17 protein-coding genes and 1 pseudogene are annotated in these 17,459 nt (G+C 54.3%); 12 read left to right on the top strand and 6 right to left on the bottom strand.

The genetic code is table 11. The annotated features are described in order from the left end of the window. The first annotated feature begins 203 nt into the window (after nt 1-203). Nucleotides 204-488, top strand: coding sequence for a hypothetical protein (locus KSF73_16660; protein ID MBV1777354.1), 285 nt, complete (start codon nt 204-206; stop codon nt 486-488). Between the two features lie 16 nt (nt 489-504). On the opposite strand, the gene KSF73_16655 is transcribed toward KSF73_16660, so the two are convergent. From KSF73_16655 to KSF73_16645, 3 genes and pseudogenes are all read right to left on the bottom strand, one after another. Next, nucleotides 505-729 carry a DUF3079 domain-containing protein gene (locus tag KSF73_16655; protein ID MBV1777353.1) on the bottom strand — a complete coding sequence of 75 codons (225 nt, stop codon included), beginning with the start codon at nt 727-729 and terminating at the stop codon, nt 505-507. Nucleotides 730-865: 136 nt separating this feature from the next. After that, on the bottom strand, nt 866-2,302 hold the full coding sequence (locus tag KSF73_16650; GenBank protein MBV1777352.1) for a NarK family nitrate/nitrite MFS transporter: 1,437 nt from the start codon (nt 2,300-2,302) through the stop codon (nt 866-868). Beyond that, nucleotides 2,279-3,499 (bottom strand): annotated as a pseudogene (locus tag KSF73_16645) (NarK/NasA family nitrate transporter). Before KSF73_16645 ends, KSF73_16650 begins: the two are co-directional and overlap by 24 nt. Nucleotides 3,500-3,679: 180 nt before the next feature. Here KSF73_16645 and KSF73_16640 point away from each other — a divergent pair. The 10 genes from KSF73_16640 to KSF73_16595 all read left to right on the top strand — a co-directional run bounded on the left by KSF73_16640 (nt 3,680) and on the right by KSF73_16595 (nt 12,391). After that, nucleotides 3,680-4,927, top strand: coding sequence for a molybdopterin molybdotransferase MoeA (locus KSF73_16640; protein ID MBV1777351.1), 1,248 nt, complete (start codon nt 3,680-3,682; stop codon nt 4,925-4,927). 53 nt (nt 4,928-4,980) lie between these two features. After that, nucleotides 4,981-5,694, top strand: coding sequence for a molybdate ABC transporter substrate-binding protein (gene modA, locus KSF73_16635; GenBank protein ID MBV1777350.1), 714 nt, complete (start codon nt 4,981-4,983; stop codon nt 5,692-5,694). 5 nt (nt 5,695-5,699) lie between these two features. Continuing rightward, nucleotides 5,700-6,383 (top strand): molybdate ABC transporter permease subunit, encoded by a 684-nt coding sequence (gene modB / locus KSF73_16630; GenBank protein ID MBV1777349.1) that lies wholly within the window; start codon nt 5,700-5,702, stop codon nt 6,381-6,383. Nucleotides 6,384-6,394: 11 nt separating this feature from the next. After that, a complete protein-coding gene (locus KSF73_16625; GenBank protein MBV1777348.1) occupies nt 6,395-7,042 on the top strand; it encodes an ATP-binding cassette domain-containing protein in 648 nt (215 codons plus the stop codon). 125 nt (nt 7,043-7,167) lie between these two features. Continuing rightward, complete coding sequence (locus tag KSF73_16620) at nt 7,168-9,201, top strand: ribonucleoside triphosphate reductase (protein ID MBV1777347.1); 2,034 nt, start codon at nt 7,168-7,170, stop codon at nt 9,199-9,201. Next, nucleotides 9,173-9,358, top strand: a complete 186-nt coding sequence (locus tag KSF73_16615) for an anaerobic ribonucleoside-triphosphate reductase (GenBank protein MBV1777346.1) — start codon at nt 9,173-9,175, stop codon at nt 9,356-9,358. Before KSF73_16620 ends, KSF73_16615 begins: the two co-directional genes overlap by 29 nt. Further along, nucleotides 9,351-10,049 (top strand): anaerobic ribonucleoside-triphosphate reductase activating protein, encoded by a 699-nt coding sequence (locus tag KSF73_16610; protein ID MBV1777345.1) that lies wholly within the window; start codon nt 9,351-9,353, stop codon nt 10,047-10,049. Before KSF73_16615 ends, KSF73_16610 begins: the two co-directional genes overlap by 8 nt. 30 nt (nt 10,050-10,079) lie before the next feature. Then, the gene (locus tag KSF73_16605) at nt 10,080-11,075 is read left to right on the top strand and encodes a U32 family peptidase (protein MBV1777344.1); all 996 of its coding nucleotides are present in this window, start codon (nt 10,080-10,082) and stop codon (nt 11,073-11,075) included. Further along, nucleotides 11,072-11,968 carry a U32 family peptidase gene (locus KSF73_16600; GenBank protein ID MBV1777343.1) on the top strand — a complete coding sequence of 299 codons (897 nt, stop codon included), beginning with the start codon at nt 11,072-11,074 and terminating at the stop codon, nt 11,966-11,968. Before KSF73_16605 ends, KSF73_16600 begins: the two co-directional genes overlap by 4 nt. 15 nt (nt 11,969-11,983) lie before the next feature. After that, nucleotides 11,984-12,391, top strand: coding sequence for an SCP2 sterol-binding domain-containing protein (locus KSF73_16595; GenBank protein MBV1777342.1), 408 nt, complete (start codon nt 11,984-11,986; stop codon nt 12,389-12,391). Nucleotides 12,392-12,471: 80 nt separating this feature from the next. On the opposite strand, the gene KSF73_16590 is transcribed toward KSF73_16595, so the two are convergent. Next, a complete protein-coding gene (locus KSF73_16590; GenBank protein MBV1777341.1) occupies nt 12,472-12,792 on the bottom strand; it encodes a DUF2249 domain-containing protein in 321 nt (106 codons plus the stop codon). 555 nt (nt 12,793-13,347) lie between these two features. Here KSF73_16590 and KSF73_16585 point away from each other — a divergent pair. Next, nucleotides 13,348-14,346 (top strand): DNA-binding protein, encoded by a 999-nt coding sequence (locus KSF73_16585; GenBank protein ID MBV1777340.1) that lies wholly within the window; start codon nt 13,348-13,350, stop codon nt 14,344-14,346. Between the two features lie 638 nt (nt 14,347-14,984). Here KSF73_16585 and tdh read toward each other — a convergent pair. Continuing rightward, a complete protein-coding gene (tdh, locus tag KSF73_16580; protein MBV1777339.1) occupies nt 14,985-16,010 on the bottom strand; it encodes an L-threonine 3-dehydrogenase in 1,026 nt (341 codons plus the stop codon). A 68-nt stretch (nt 16,011-16,078) separates the two neighbouring features. Then, the gene (locus tag KSF73_16575; protein ID MBV1777338.1) at nt 16,079-17,281 is read right to left on the bottom strand and encodes a glycine C-acetyltransferase; all 1,203 of its coding nucleotides are present in this window, start codon (nt 17,279-17,281) and stop codon (nt 16,079-16,081) included. Between the last annotated feature and the right edge of the window lie 178 nt (nt 17,282-17,459).

Raw genomic sequence — 17,459 nt, 5'->3', positions numbered from 1 at the left:
ACTCATCTTGTATCTCCATGGCAGGCGCAAACGCGCCCCGTCTGATCCGCAGTGTGCGCGAGGCGACAACGGGCGACCATTGACCAAAGGAGGGGGAAAGATGATGCAGGCGGCGTAGTTCTTTAGGAGGATGGGGGAAGGCCATGCTGGACATGGCCATTCCGGGATTACATTAGACGTGATTCGTATCTTGGCACCCCGCCATGAGTACATTCGCCTTCAGCACTGGCCTATCCGGCGTGCAAAGCTACCAGAACGCGATGAATGTATCGGCACACAATGTCGCTAATGCGCTCACCAAGGGGATCAAGCCGCAGGAAGCACAGTTCAGAGAAAACACCTCGACCGTTAGCGTCAGACAAGGGCAGAGCGGGGCTGGGGGCTTGAGTCTGGGCAGTGGGACTGATCTGAATACCGAAATGGTGAATCAGCTGCAATACCGCAATGGCTACTCTGCCTCCGCCAAAGACGTCAAAGTTGCCATCTAAATGCTGGGCACGCTGATCAATACACGGGCCTGATGTGCGTTCTGTCGGCCTCTGTCTGGGCGTCTGTCCTGCCGGCATCTTCCTGTCCCCAGGTATCCCATCCTTCTCCCCACAGCTCGATCGGATGTTGCGTCCGGTCGGAGCCATTGCCGCAGCGCAGGTCATCGGCTGAACAATACTTGTCGCAGCCCCAGCAGATACGTTCGGGATGGGTGGGATGAATCGGGAATTTTTTGGCCATGATGCATGGGTGAGCCACTCGGAATGGGGGAAATTTTCGCTGAGTAGCGGCCAGTATTCCTTGTTGTAAATCAAGGGGTTGGCAATGAAATAAGCACCCGCTTCCGCGAGTGCTTTTCCTTGAAGGATTCAACCCATTAGCAGTGAATCTCTGCCTTCGGCCGTGCATAGAACCACCAGGTAATCAGCAGGCAGCTCACATAGAAGGCGATGAAGCATTGCAGAGCCGCATCAACCGCACCAGTGGCACTAAGTGAGGCGCCAAAGCTCATCGGGATAAAGAAGCCGCCATAGGCACCAATCGCACCCGAAAAGCCCAGAACCGCGGCGGATTCCTTGCCGGCGTCAGTCAGGGCCTGCTTCTCAGCCGCAGTGCCTTTACCGGCTGCATCCCGCTGACGTTCGGTCAGGAAAATCACCGGAATCATGCGGAAGGTCGAGCCATTGCCAATGCCTGTCAGCGCAAACAGCACGATGAACATGGCGAGGAAGTGCTGGAAGTCGCCACCCACGCCACCATGCGGCAGGTAGTGGATGACGCCCATCACAGCGCCAATCATCGCGATGAAGACCAGCAGCGTGACACGGGCGCCGCCCAGCTTGTCGGATATCCAGCCACCAATCGGTCGTGCAAGTGCACCGACCAGTGGGCCAAGGAAGGCGTACTGAGTGGGGTTGATGCCGGGGAATTGTGACTTGGTCAGCATCGCCAGACCAGCGGAGAAGCCGATAAAGGAACCAAAGGTACCGATATACAGCCAGCACATCAGCCAGTTGTGCTTGCGCTTGAAGATGATGGCCTGATCCGCGAAGGAAGCCTTGGCATCGGCAATATCATTCATGCCAAACCAGGCCGCAATCGATGCTGCAATAATGAATGGCACCCAGACAAAACCGGCATTCTGCAGCCAGATCGACTTTTCGATGCCGTCCTTTACATAGGTATGGCCTTCGCCGCCCATCGTGCCGAATACGGCGGATGAAATCACCAGGGGCGCTACAAACTGCACCAGCGATACGCCCAGGTTACCGATACCTGCATTCAGGCCCGTGGCCATGCCTTTTTGGGCTTTAGGGAAGAAGAAGCTGATATTGGACATCGACGAGCTGAAGTTGCCGCCCCCCAGACCGCACAGCAGAGCCAGACCCAGCAGTGTGGGATAGCTGGTACTCGGATCACGCAGGGCAAAGCCCATGCCAATGGCCGGAATCAGCAGCGATGCAGTCGAGAGAGTGGTCCAGCGGCGTCCGCCAAAAATCGGGATCAAGAAGGAATAGAAAATCCGCAAGGTTGCGCCAGACAGTGCGGGCAGGGCAGTTAACCAGAACATCTCGCCCTTGGAGAGCTGGAAGCCCGCTTTATCCAGATTCACCACCACCACGCTCCACAGCATCCAAACGCTGAATGACAGCATCAGGGCCGGGATGGAGATCGCCAGATTGCGCCATGCCACGCGTTCTCCCACCTTGCTCCAGAACCCCTGATCTTCTGGCGTCCAGTGCGTGAGCAGGCGAATGTCTTCAATGGCTTGCTGTTCGTCGGCCACGATTTCGGGACGGAACTTGAACTGCATCCAGATCAGTGCCACCCATATGGTGCCATACAGCAGCATGAAGCAGGAGCTGCGGATACCAGTCAGATCGACCAGCGCACCAAACATGATCGGCAGGAAAAAGCCTGCTAACCCCCCTGCCAGGCCCACCACACCGGAAACTGCGCCGATATTGTCGGTGTAGTCATCGGAAATGAACTTGAAGACCGATGCCTTGCCGATCGCCATGGCCACGCCCACCACAAACAGTATGACCGTAAAGGCAACCGGGCCGAGGCCAATGTGCAGGCTCACCGGGCCGTTTACGCCCTGAATGATCATGTCGGTTTGCGGATAGCTGAGGATAAAGAAGGCCACCCAGCACACCCACAGTACCCATTTGGTAGTTTTGTAGGCGCCGAACTTGTCTGAAATCCAGCCGCCCAGTGCGCGCAATACACCACCCGGCAGCGAGAAGGATGCGGCCAGCAAGGCAGCCAGTTGCATGGTGAAGCCGTATTCCTGCACGTAGTACTTGGTCATCCACAGCGCCAGACCCACATAGCCGCCAAACACCACGGAGTAGTACTGGCAATAGCGCAGCACCTTGGGATCTTTCAGCAACCGCAATTGCTCGCCAAGAGACGCCTTCGACTTCACCTGATGCGCAGGATTGGCCGCGGAAAACAGCCAGAACAGGATGGCGGTGATCAACAGGCCGATGGCATACACCTTTGGCACTACCGTCCAGCTACCAGCCGACAGAATCAGCGCCGGGGCCACGAACTTATTCAGCGCCGAACCGCTATTGCCTGCACCAAAGATGCCCATGGCCAGACCCTGATGCTGCTTGCTGAACCAGCGTGCCACATAGGGTGTACCTACGGAGAAGGAGCCACCAGACAAGCCTGCCAGCAGGCCCAGGCAGAGGAACTGCCAGTATTCGGAGGCATAACTGATCAACCAAACAGGTACCACGGCCAACAGCATCAGGGAAAACAATACGATGCGGCCGCCAAAGCGGTCGGTCCAAATGCCAAGCGGCACACGGATCAGCGAGCCGGACAGGACCGGCATGGCCGCCAGTATGCCGAACTCGGTTTCATTCAGGCCAAGCTGTTTCTTGATCGGAATCCCGATCACTGCGAACATCATCCACACTGCAAAACAGATCGTGAATGCCAGCGTACTCGATGCGAGTACGGATATCGATCTTCGATTGAAGTCGGGGTGACTCATAAACGACCTCCCGGGTTGAGATAAAACTAGACACCCTGAGGCTATGCCCATGAGACCAGTACGGCTATTCGCCGGATGGCCCATCCGCCTACTGCATAAGGACTAGTTCATATGCACCGCCATGAAAATACACGCCGCCGCTATCATGTTGTGGATTGAACTGGATACGGGCTAAGCAGAATGGGCAAGCAAGAAAATGATTTCTTTATGACGATTGAAGAGGTGCTGGCTCATCTGGATTCGATAACATGTCCGCAGCAGGCAGTCGAAATGGTATCGCTGGACCGGCTGGTCGGACGCATTGCCGCTGAGCCGGTATACGCCCAGTTTGACATGCCAGATCTCGATCGTAGTGCAATGGATGGCTATGCACTTGCACCAGTCCACGATGGCGACCTAGGACCTTATCAATTTGTGGGTTCTGTTCTGGCCGGAGATGGTCAGCCAGCAGCCCTGTTGCCTGGCCAGGCTATGCGTATCACTACGGGGGCGCCGGTCCCAGCCGGTGCAGATCGTGTGGTCATGCAGGAATATGCGACGCAGAGTGGGCTTGAAGTGAGCTTTAGTGAGGCGGGGCGCGCAGGTCAGCATATACGAGCGCACGGATCTGAGCTGTCTACCGGTGCGCAGCTTGTATCCGCTGGTGAGCGCATACAGCCCCTGCACATCGGCCTGCTGGCTGCCCAAGGCAACATACAGATACCGGTTTACCGGCGATTGCGCGTGGGCGTGCTATCCACTGGCAACGAGCTGGTTGAACCGGGTAATACTCTATTGCCAGGGCAGATATACGATTGTAACCGTCCTCAATTGCTGGCGTTGCTACGCAATTTGGGATGTGAAGCAATAGATCTGGGTCGTATTCCAGACGATGCTGAGCGAACACGGACTGGTTTGCAGGCTGCAGCCAGTATAGTGGACGTTATCCTGAGTTCCGGCGGGGCATCGGTGGGCGAGGCGGATCATGTGCGCGATGCAGTGCAGGCGCAAGGCGAGATTGCGTTCTGGCGCGTAGCGATCAAGCCGGGCAAGCCCTTTGCTTATGGTCATGTAGCCGGCGTACCATTCTTTGCCTTACCAGGAAATCCAGTCGCCGCTGTTGTCACTTTGCAGATCTTGGCGCGCCCGTGGCTACTGAAAAGATCAGGTTTGCGTCAGGCGGATAGTATGCTCATACCAGCAAGCCTGGAGGCTGCATTTAGAAATCGCGATGCAAGGCCAGTCTATTTGAGGGCCAAATGGCTTGTGCGATCAGGTGAAATCGTGGTCCAGATATTGGAGCAACAAGGTTCTGCTGAGGTTTCAAGTCTCGCTGCAGCCAATTGTTTGCTGCGCTGCGAACCTTGGCAAAGCCTCCAATCCGGTGACCAAGTAAATTGTATATTGCTGCCAGATAGCAGTTCAAATGGAGTAGGAAGTCTAAATTGAAGATCGGGAAGACTAATCTCACTCGAAGCGATTTCCTGTGCTGTATTGTTACGATGCTTCTGACAAATGCTATATTCGCAGGCGACATCACTGTTTCCGCCGCCAGCAGCCTAACCGAAGCAATGAAGGATGTCGCACAGACATTCGAACAGCGCCAACCAGCCATCCATGTGAAGCTGAATGTCGCGGCATCCGGCGTGCTCCTGCAGCAAATCAGCCATGGCGCACCGGTCGATGTGTTTGCCAGTGCCGATGTCGAGACAATGGATGAAGCGCGGAAACAATCGCTCGTTTGTCCCGCCTCTATCAAGCCATTTGCAAGCAATACGCTGGTGCTGGTACAGCCTGTAGACAGTAAAAAGGGGCTGACCCAGCTGGCGCAATTGACCGATACTGCGATTACTCGGATTGCCATTGGTAATCCGGACAGTGTGCCAGTGGGGCATTACGCAGTCGATGCATTGACTCAGGCCAAGCTCTGGCCCGCACTCAAGGCTAAATCAGTTATGACGCTCAATGTGCGTCAGTCGCTGGATTACGTGGCACGCGGCGAGGCAGATGCCGGATTTGTGTATTTCACGGATGCAAAGGCCGCCGCCGACAAGGTGCGTGTTGCCATTAAAGTCGGCACCACGCGCCCGATTCGATATCCCGTTGCTCTGACTAGACAAGCTTGCGATGCCACCGATGCACACCGTTTCGAAGAATTTCTCCTGTCCGGCGAAGGGCAGGCCATTCTTGCCCGCTATGGATTTACGCAGCCCTAAGGTCCATGCGCGTGACTGAGGCATCTGCGCTGACCCCATTGTTACTATCGCTGAAAGTGGCTGGCTGGGCGACACTAATGGCCAGCCTGTTCGGTACCGGTCTGGCATGGGTGCTGGCGAGCACCCGTTTTCCGGGGCGTGAATGGCTGGATGCCTGTCTCACGCTGCCCATGGTGTTGCCTCCCACGGTACTCGGGTATTACCTGCTGGTGGTGTTGGGTGCGCATGGCGTACTTGGCTCCCATTTACAGCACTGGTTCGGCATACGACTGGTGTTCAGCTGGCAAGGCGCCGTGCTGGCCGCGGCCATTGTTGTCTTACCGCTAGTGCTAAAGCCCGCACGTGCAGCATTCGAATCGGTCGACCCCCATCTGGAAGACGCGGCCAGCAGCCTCGGACTCACCGGCGCAGCAATTTTCTGGCGCGTCACCCTGCACCTGGCATGGCCAGGCATTCTCTCCGGCGTGACGCTGGCATTTGCACGCGCACTCGGCGAATTTGGTGCCACGCTCATGGTTGCAGGCAGCATTCCCGGCGAAACCCAGACACTCTCGCTGGCGGTATATGAAGCGGTGCAGGCGGGAAATGATGCGCTGGCTAATCTGCTGGTCATCCTGATTTCGATGGTCTGTTTGCTTGCATTGGTATTAAGCCGCAAGCTTGCGCATGCCGGAAAGGCTGTGAGATGAGTCCGGACAGGCTGACAATCGATGTATCCATCCGCATCACGCTCAAGGCCGCAGGGCGCAGCTTTACCCTGAACGAGCATCTGCAGAGCGAATCCGGCAGGCTCACCATCATGGGGCCATCCGGCAGTGGCAAGACCGTCTTGTTGCGCTGCATTGCCGGTTTGCTCCGTCCTGACGCTGGGCATGTCCGTATCAACGGGCAGACGCTTTTTGATCAAGGCCAGCGAATCAATCTCCCCGCCAGAGCGCGGCGCATTGGTTATGTACAGCAGGACTATGCCTTGTTTCCGCATCTCACGGTACGCCAGAACATCGCCTTTGCAGCACAATCCGGCTGGCGCAATCCCGGCAGGCAATGGCAATCACCCGAACTTGATCGCTGGCTATCTACTTTCGGACTAACGCAGTTAGCCGATCACCATCCGCATCAGATTTCCGGTGGCCAGCGGCAACGCACGGCCCTGGCCCGGGCGCTGATGAGCCAGCCTGATATGCTGCTACTCGATGAACCATTTTCGGCGCTCGATCCTGCCTTGCGCGAACATGTCCGTAATGAACTTAAACCACATGTGCAGGCTTTGGCCATGCCGGTGATTCTGGTATCGCATGATGCCGAGGATCTGGCATTCTTGGGTGGTACGGTGCACCAGATGGGCTGATTTGTGCAACTCACCACACCCCGCTTGACTCACGTCAATCATTCCAAAAATCCTACCTGTACATCCGTTTTTTAACAACATCTAGTAGTAGGATTGCCACATCAATACTAAATATGGTGACGGAGATGGCAAGTCAGGTTCAAAAGCGCAGCGGAGAACACGTCCGGTTCCAGCCAGAAAAAATCGCTCAGGCCATTGCGCGAGCGGGCACTGCAACGGGCGCCTTTAAAGAAGATATTGCAGCGTCACTAGCCGAGACGGTCACGCACCGGTTGCGGAAAATCGATTGTCCCGCCATCGAAACGATCCAGAACATCGTTGAAGAAGTGCTGGTGGACGCCGGCTTCTGGCAAACCGCCCGCGCCTATATTGTCTACCGCGAACGCCATAAGCAGTTACGCAATATGCGAGGCACGCTGATCGATGTGCAAAGTTCGATGGATGAATATCTGGAGCAGCGCGACTGGCGCGTCAATGCCAACGCCAATCAGGGCTATAGCCTCGGCGGCATGATTCTCAATGTGGCGGGCAAGGTCACTGCAAATTACTGGCTCGACCAACTGTACGATCCCGCAGCAGGGCAGGCACATCGTTCGGGTGACATCCACATCCATGATCTGGATATGCTGTCCGGCTACTGCGCGGGCTGGTCGCTGCGACGCCTGCTGACAGAGGGCTTCAATGGCATACCGGGCAAAATCGAAGCGACTGCACCCAAACATATGTCGGCGGCCATCGGCCAGATCGTCAACTTTCTGGGCACCCTGCAAAACGAGTGGGCAGGTGCGCAGGCGTTTTCATCGTTTGATACTTACATGGCACCCTTTGTCCGTGTCGACAATATGGACTACGCCAGCATCAAGCAATGCATGCAGGAACTGATCTACAACCTCAATGTCCCGAGCCGCTGGGGCACGCAAACCCCCTTTACCAATCTCACCTTCGACTGGACCTGTCCGGCTGATCTGAAAGAACAGATTCCCTATATCGGCGGCAAAGAAATGCCATTTGCCTATGGCGATCTGCAATCCGAAATGGACCTGATCAATCGTGCCTATATCGAAGTGATGATGGCGGGCGATGCGCTTGGGCGCGTTTTTACCTTTCCGATCCCCACCTACAACATCACGCCGGATTTCGACTGGGATCATCCCAATACTGATCTGCTGTTCGAGATGACGGCGCGATATGGCCTGCCGTACTTCCAGAATTTCCTCAACTCCGAACTGGAGCCGCATATGGTGCGCTCCATGTGCTGCCGCCTGCAGCTGGATTTACGTGAGCTGCTCAAGCGCGGCAATGGCCTGTTCGGTTCGGCCGAACAAACGGGCAGCATTGGCGTGGTGACCATTAATTGTGCGCGGCTGGGCTACCTCTACAAGGGCGATGAAGCGCGGCTGTTTGCACGGCTGGATGCCTTGCTGGATATCGGGCGCGATTCGCTCGAGGTCAAACGCAAAGTGGTGCAGCGCTATATGGATCAGGGGCTATACCCCTATACCAAACGCTATCTGGGTACCCTGCGCAATCATTTCTCCACGCTGGGGGTGAATGGCATCAACGAGATGATCCGCAATTTCACCGGTGATACCGACGATATCACCTCGCCATTCGGTGCATCATTCGCAATCAGGCTGCTTGACCATGTGCGCCAGCGCATGACGGACTTTCAGGCCGAAACCGGTCACTTGTACAACCTCGAAGCGACGCCGGCCGAAGGTACCACTTACCGCTTTGCAAAAGAAGATCGCAAGCGCTGGCCGGACATTCTGCAAGCAGGCACAGCCGAGCAGCCTTACTACACCAATTCCAGTCAACTACCTGTCGGGTATACCGATGACCCCTTTGAAGCACTGTCGCGGCAAACCCCCATGCAGCAGCGTTATACAGGCGGCACCGTGCTGCATCTGTATTTGAATGAAGCCATTAGCTCTGCATTTGCCTGCAAGACGCTGGTCAGGCGCGCACTGAGCAATTTCCGTCTGCCTTACATCACCGTCACACCGACATTCTCGATCTGCCAGAAGCATGGCTATCTCAGTGGACACCACGAATTCTGCCCGCATTGCGATGCGGAGCTGATTGCCCGTTTTCCCGCACCCGCCAGTTCAACTACACAAGGAGCACAGCATGAGCCAGATTCAGTCGAGCTTTCCTGAACACATTGATCCAGACCTGCGCACACGCTGCGAGGTATGGACCCGGGTCATGGGCTATCACCGTCCGGTTGCATCATTCAATACCGGCAAGAAGGGCGAGTTCAACGAACGTACCTTTTTCAAGGAGCCGGGGATCGGGCAGGGCATGCATGGATAGCGTATACATTCCAATCAAGCTCGAATCGGCGCCAGCCATTGGCGGCATGGTGCCGTATTCTTCGGTCGACTGGCCGGGCGTGTTGTGCGCGGTAGTGTTTATCAGCGGGTGTCCGTGGCGGTGCAGCTATTGCCACAATCCGCATCTACAGGACCGTCATCACACAATGCGCTGGACTGATATCACCGATTTTCTGGCGCAACGCAGTGGATTGCTGGAAGGCGTTGTTTTTTCAGGCGGAGAGCCCTGCAGTGAGCCGCAACTTGACAGCATGATCCGTACTGTCCGGCAGATGGGTTTTAAGGTCGGACTACACACCGCAGGCATCTATCCCGCGCGGCTTGCGAGGATTTTGCCGGTGCTTGACTGGATAGGACTGGACATTAAAGCGCCCGAAGGCCGGTATGACGACATTACCGGCCGGAAGCACAGCAGCCTGTCTGCCTTGACCAGTCTGGAGTTGCTGTTGAACTCGGATGTGCCATTTGAATGCCGTACGACCTGGGATCGGGCGCTGTTTGATGAACAGGCCTTGTGCCAGCTTGGCAGCGATCTCGCCCAGCGGGGAGTGAAGGCGTTTTCGCTGCAATACATGCGTCATTACAACTGGGCCCGTGCGGGACAGGCGCTGTCGTCCGACATGCTGAATCAGCTCGCACAGCAATTTACCCACTTCACCGTACGTCAGTGATGCGTGGCACGCTGACCGGAGGATGCTGATATGGAACTCGTTGCGCCGGCGGGCAATCTGCTGGCTCTCAAAACTGCCGTCAATGCAGGGGCGGATGCAGTGTATATCGGGCTAAAAAACGCCACCAATGCCCGCAATTTTTCCGGTTTGAATTTTACGGAAGCGGACATCAGGAGCGGTATTCAATACGCCAGGCAGCACAAGCGGAAAGTCATGGTGGCAATCAATACATTTCCGCAAGCAGGCAGGGCAGGCGAATGGCGTGCCACAGTGGATGCGGCCCATGCCCTCGGGGCGGATGCCGTTATCCTTGCAGATCCGGGTTTGCTGGCTTACGCGGCTGATCGTTATCCGGCAATGAACCGACACCTGTCGGTACAGGGTTCTGCTACCCACGCAGACGCAATTGAATTGATGCGCGAGCAGTTTGGCATTGTACGGGCGGTATTACCCAGGGTACTGGCGCTTGCAGATATCGAGCGCCTGATTCAGCACACCAGCGTGCCGCTCGAGGTATTCGGCTTTGGCAGCCTGTGCGTGATGGCTGAAGGACGCTGTCTGCTGTCCTCCTTTGCCACTGGTGATTCTCCCAATAACAAAGGGGTGTGTTCACCTGCTCACGCAGTGCGCTGGCTGGATAAAGGTAACACGCTGGAAGCCCGGCTCGGCGGCATCATGATCGATGCCTATGGTCCAGGTGAATCTGCAGGCTATCCCACCTTGTGCAAAGGTCGTTTCGAGGTCGAAGGTGAGGTAGACCATGTACTGGAAAACCCAACCAGCCTGAACTCGCTGGATCTATTGCCTCGCTTGCTTGAAATAGGCGTCAGTGCCCTGAAGATCGAGGGTCGGCAGCGAAGTCCGGCCTATGTGAAGGAGGTGGTGTCTACACTGCGTGCAGCCATCGACGCCCTCAAACGAGACCCCGCCCGCTATGCCGCTCGCAGTACCTGGCATCAGGCACTGTCTCGCCATGCTGAAGGAGAACAAGTGACACAGGGAGCGTATGACCGCCCATGGAAATGAATCTCAAACCAAAATTGTTTGACGTATCGGTTGGTCCATTGCTGTATTACTGGCCAAAGCAGCAGGTGATCGATTTTTATGAACAGATTTCACAGTCCGCTGCCGATATTATCTATCTGGGCGAAACGGTGTGCAGTCGTCGCCATGAGCTTAGAACTGCTGACTGGCTAGGCCTCGCCGCGGAACTAGAACAAGCTGGCAAGCGGGTGATCCTGTCTACGCAAACATTGATTGACTCGCATTCAGATGCCAATTTACTCAAGCGCTGGTGCCAACTGGAGGCCGCCATGTTTGAGGCGGGTGATACGGGCGCAATTCGCTTGATGTCCGGTCGGCCCTTCGTAGGCGGCATGCATCTGAATGCCTATCACCGCGACACCCTGTCCTGGCTGCACAGCATGGGCTGCGTCCGTACCGTATTACCCGTCGAACTGTCTCGAGATGGGGTACATGCGCTTATGCAGGAGTGTCCGGCAGGGCTTGATATCGAAGTGATGGTCTGGGGACGCATGCCACTTGCGTTCTCTTCCAGATGCTTTACCGCCCGCCACTACCGGCTCAATAAAGATGCCTGCGCATTCAAATGTATCGATCATCCGGACGGTTTGGTTGTCAATACGCAGGAGGGCGATCAGTTTCTAGCTATCAACGGGATACAGACGCAGTCTGGACAATGTCTTGATCTGCTGCCTTACGCCACAGAATTAGCTGCGATGGATGTAGACGTCTTACGCGTCAGCCCTCACTCAAGCGGGACTCTAGAAGCAATTGCAGCACTGGACGCCATCCGTTATCAGCGCGCTGCTTCGAAAGTCAGCCCGCCATCGGGGATCAACCGTTGCGATGGATACTGGCATGGCACCCCAGGCATTCAATTACATGCGCATGCGTAATAAAGGAAATTCGCCATGAAACCGCTCCTTGCAAGCCTAATTGATAAATTTCCCGTAGTGCTGACGACACTGCCGCTGCTATCAGCCTTGGAAGTCGCTCGAAAATTGAATGTGCTGACACCGCCCGAGGAACTCGACGGCCATCATTTCAGCATACTAGTCAGTGACCTGAACCTGCGAGCGCGTTTTAGCTGCATGCGCGGGCAATTCGTGTTAACGGCCGAGGGCATGGCGGTAGATCTGGAAATTACTGCGCCTGCAATGGATTTCCTTCGACTGGTTCGAGGTACCGCTGACGCGGATACGTTGTTTTTTCAGCGCCGCTTGAAGATTGCTGGGGACACGGATTTGGGTCTGATCGTCAAAAACTGGCTGGATAGTGTGGAGTGGCCGGTAATGTCGGCTTTAACGCACTTATCCTGAGTCAAAATTGAAACATAAGTCAGGCCGGATAATCCGGCCTGATTGCTTAATGCTACCTTGATTCGGTCATCAAGTCTGATTTAGCCGCCAGAGCAACCGCAACCTCCGCCACCGCCACAACCGCCTGAGGACGTTTGAGCTACTTCTTCGGTTCGATGCTGTGGCCGAACGACAAAGTCGATAGTAATCGCACCTGGTTCGCGTTCGATGTACTGAATTTCTACTTGGTTGCCATAGCGAGTTTGTAACTGCTGTAGTAACGGCAGCGGATCATGATCGTTTACAAAACGCATGGTTTCGCCGCGCGATAGCGATTCGAGCGCGCCAAAAATAGCCGCATGTCGAAATCGCTTAGCGACGCCGCGTGCGTCAAAGATGTAGGTTTGGTTATCCACTTTCAGTTACCTTGGTGGTCAATTCAAGAGTGCATATAGTAGCCCCCTTGAAATCTGGCGCCTTGATCTTGGATAGGGGTTTGGAGGAGAAAGTTGCTGCTCCTCTGTAAATTTGACGTTACTAACTGACTTATTCGGGTTTCGATTACTGCCATCAGAACGAGTCAAACGCAGATCAACGTGGCCGGATCATGATTTGATAGCGATGCTCAAGTTCAAGCTACAGCTAATGTTTACCATTGTTCGCCATCACTACGCAGGCCATTGATTTATGGAAGATCAAGTGCATTTTTGATTTCTTAAATTGCTGCCTCAGCTTATGGCTGTCAGCGGCGAGTGCCTTGAACAACGCTGGTTTGCATTCGGACGCGGTTGATGTCCTTAGAGCTGACTGGAATCGTACTAAATGGGCATCACCTTTGAAGCTGAATTCAATCTAACCCATGATAATTCACAATTATCATGGGTTAACTTTTGGCGATTTTGTTGTTTCAATATATTGATTTTTAGTATGTACATTCGTAGTATGTAATTAGTACGTTATTTCACTAAGGAGCCATCATGGCACGCGCAGGCATCTACAAGTCAGAGGTCAGTCAAGCACGTAACGCATTGATCTCGCGTGGCATCAATCCATCTATAGATGCCGTACGAATTGAACTAGGCAATACAGGCTCCAAGTCGACGATTCACCGTTACTTACAAGAGCTTGAAGAAGAAGAGGGGTCTGGTTCGCCTGGGTGCGTGGCTGTGAGTGAAGTTTTGAGTGACTTGGTAGAGAGGTTGGCTGCGCGGCTTAAGGAAGAGGCAAATGAGAAGATTGTCGAAGTAAAGGCACAGCACGTAGCCCAGATGGATGCATTGAACGCCAAGCTTGCGCAACAACAAGCTGAGAATTCGACTCTCAAAGAACGGCTAGCACAGTGCGAAACGCAACTGGAAGCTGAGCAAGCTGCTCATGAGACGACAGCACACGCGCTCTACGAAAAGGAGCGACTTCTGGATCGAACCACGCAGCAAGTACTAGATTTGAACGAGCGGCTGAGAGATAACGAAGCTCACAAGATCTCGCTAGAAGAAAAGCACAAGCACGCACGAGAAGCGCTTGAACACTATCGCCAATCGATCAAGGAACAGCGTGACATCGAGCAACGCCGCCATGAAGGCCTACTTCAACAATTGCAATCCGAAAACCGTGCGATAAGCCAGAACTTGCTGAGTAAGCAAAACGAACTCACACAAGCTTATCAAGATTTAGCGCGAATCAACGCCGAATTGGCGGCAGAGAAAAAAGGGCAGCGCCGGATTGATGCGGATCGGCAGCAGTTGCAAAAGGCCCACGAAAACCTTAACAAGCGGCTGCTGGAAATAGAAGCCTCCACCATTGCATTAACCGGTGAGGTGCAGCGGCTTGAACTAGCTCGGAAAGAAGACAAGAACACAATCGAGTCACTTAAAACTCAACTTCGAGACAGCGAGGCTGAAAAACATCGACTTCAAGGTGTGATCAGCATCCAGGAGACACTGCTAAAGATTACTGAGCAAGAATCTATGGACTGATTGGCGGCCACACAGAGAAACCGCCAAATCCTGCAGGTAAAGTACGGGAACCCTAAGTACGGCTGCTTTTCTCAAAACTGGGGCGCATCAAAGGGTGTCGAACGATACCAAGATGTATGTATTGTCCTGAATCCCAGCAATGTGAAGGCTTGGTACAGTGGGGTTTCCAATGCATCAACACTGAGACGCGCAATAAGAAGCCATGCCCCCGGCGAGGGGTAACCTGAAAATAATGCCCGAGTCCTTGCTGAAAGCCTACAAGTGACCTTAGGATACGCACATATTGGTGCGAAAGAACGAAAGCCTAACGTTGCACACAGAAGAAACTCAAAGCGCTAGTTAGAATTTTGCCGTAGATGCTACGCACAATATTTCTTTAGGAAGTACAAAATTAGTTTAAAAATGCGTACAGTTTTAGTTAAACAGACGTCATCAGGGATAGGGGTTTGATTGATGAATGAACATCTACTTACATAATGTAAATTATGCGCACTTCTGGTAGCTTCTAGAGTGTTGCGTTGCATGGCCCAGTCATGGCACTGCGCCAGCACCGCGAAATGCTGAGGTATACGTAATCAGATGAAAAAAGAGCGCACACACGTGCACTCTTCTTAGTTTTCAAACACAGCCTTGGATTATCAGGACCAGTCTAATATGACCTTGCCTGACTGCCCTGACAGCATCGCTGCAAAACCGGCCTCAAATTCATCCACCGGGAAACGATGCGTAATCATCGGACTCAAATCAAGACCAGACTGCAGCATCGCGGCCATCTTGTACCAGGTTTCGAACATCTCACGACCATAGATACCCTTGATAATCAGGCCTTTGAAGATCACCTGATTCCAGTCAATCGAGGTATCGCCAGGCGGAATACCCAGCAGCGCAATCTTGCCACCGTGATTCATGGCTTCGAGCATGCCACGGAAGGCTTGTGGATTGCCGGACATTTCCAGACCTACATCAAAGCCTTCGGTCATCTTCAGTTCGGCCATCACATCCTGAAGATTTTCCTTTGCGACATTGACCGCGCGCGTGGCGCCCATCTTCTTGGCGAGATCAAGACGGTAGTCGTTCACATCCGTGATCACCACATGACGTGCACCAACATGCTTGCAGATCGCCGCAGCCATGATGCCAATCGGGCCGGCGCCGGTAATCAGTACATCCTCGCCCACCAGATCAAAGCTCAGCGCCGTATGGGTTGCATTGCCGAACGGATCGAGAATCGATGCAATTTCATCCGGAATATCGTCAGGAATCTTGAAGGCGTTGAACGCTGGAATCACCAGATATTCTGCAAATGCGCCTTCGCGGTTTACACCTACACCGGTCGTGTTTCGGCACAGATGCACGCGTCCGGCACGGCAGTTACGGCAGTAGCCGCACACGATATGGCCTTCGCCTGATACACGGTCACCCACAGCAAAACCGCGTACTTCCGAGCCCATGCCCACAACTTCACCCACATACTCGTGACCAACGTGCATGCCGACCGGAATGGTCTTTTGCGCCCAGTCGTCCCACTTCCAGATATGGATATCCGTGCCGCAGATGGCGGTCTTGCGAATCTTGATCAGCAGGTCGTTGTGCCCTACTTCCGGCTTCTTGACGCGTTGCAGCGTTAATCCCGGAGCGGCTTCTGCCTTTACCAATGCTTTCATGTTGCGATCTCTTCTTTCCAAGATGAAACGTGCACAGTCAGCACGTCCCACCTTTCATATTTCACAGGTCACGCCGGAATGACGCCTAATTCCTTACCCACTGCGATAAATGCAGCTACGACACGTTCGATATGTTCCGGATCATGCGCAGCGCTCATCTGGGTGCGGATACGAGCCTTGCCCTTCGGTACGACCGGATAACTAAAGCCAATCACATAAATGCCATGATCAAGCAGCTTGGCCGCCATTTCACCAGCTACGCGCGCATCGCCCAGCATCACGGGAATAATGGCGTGTTCGCCCGGAGCCAGCGTAAAGCCGGCCGCACTCATTTTGCTGCGGAACAGTTCGGCATTGGCCTTCAGCTTGGCGCGCAGACGGGCACCATCTGCTTCGAGGATGCGGAACACTTCCAGACTCGCGGCCGTAATGCTAGGTGCCAGTGAGTTAGAAAACAGATAGGGACGTGAGCGCTGACGCAGCCATTCGACGATTTGCTTGCGGCCGGACACATACCCGCCGGACGCACCACCCAGTGCCTTACCCAGCGTGCCTGTATAGATATCCACGCGGCCTTCTACGCCGCAATGTTCAGGCGTGCCGTGTCCATTTTTACCGATAAAGCCCACCGCATGGGAATCGTCCACCATGACCAGCGCACCATATTTATCGGCCAGATCGCAAACGGATTTCAGATCGGCAATAAAGCCATCCATGGAAAACACGCCATCGGTCACGATCAGCTTGAAGCGTGCACCCTTCTCCGTCGCAGCAATCAGCTGCGCTTCCAGATCGGCCATGTCATTGTTTTTGTAGCGATAACGCTGTGCTTTACACAACCGTACGCCATCAATGATGGAAGCGTGATTGAGTTCGTCTGAAATCACTGCGTCGGCTTCGCCAAGCAGCGTCTCGAACACACCGCCATTGGCATCGAAACAGCTGGAATACAGAATGGTGTCTTCGGTTTTCAGAAAGCCGGAAATCGCCGCTTCCAGATCTTTATGAACAGTTTGCGTACCGCAGATAAAACGGACGGACGCCACGCCATAGCCATAGTCATCTACGCCCTTTTTGGCGGCAGCAATCAGACGGGGATCGTCTGCCAGACCGAGATAATTGTTTGCGCAGAAATTCAGGACTTCCTTGCCATCACGCAACTTGATATCGGCGCGCTGATGGCTGGCAATCACACGTTCAGGCTTGAAAAAGCCCGCTTCTTTCACTGCGGCAAGCTCGGATTCGAGGTGGGCAAGAAAGGCTTGGGTCATGCTGACTCCTTGGGTGTCCCCGTCATGTGCTGTGTGCGGGGTTTGCATTTGGGATAGAGTGCTCCATTTTACACCGCCTTGGCGTGCCTGCCTAAGCACAGTGCAGCAAGATTTTCGTCTGAAACTGGCGACGAACGGTAAGTAACTGGTAGTCTTGTGCCAATCACAAAAGACAGCC

The organism is Burkholderiaceae bacterium DAT-1, from assembly GCA_019084025.1.
In the GTDB taxonomy this organism is placed as follows: Bacteria; Pseudomonadota; Gammaproteobacteria; order Burkholderiales; family Chitinimonadaceae; genus DAT-1.
This window is presented reverse-complemented; position numbering and strand designations above follow the sequence as displayed.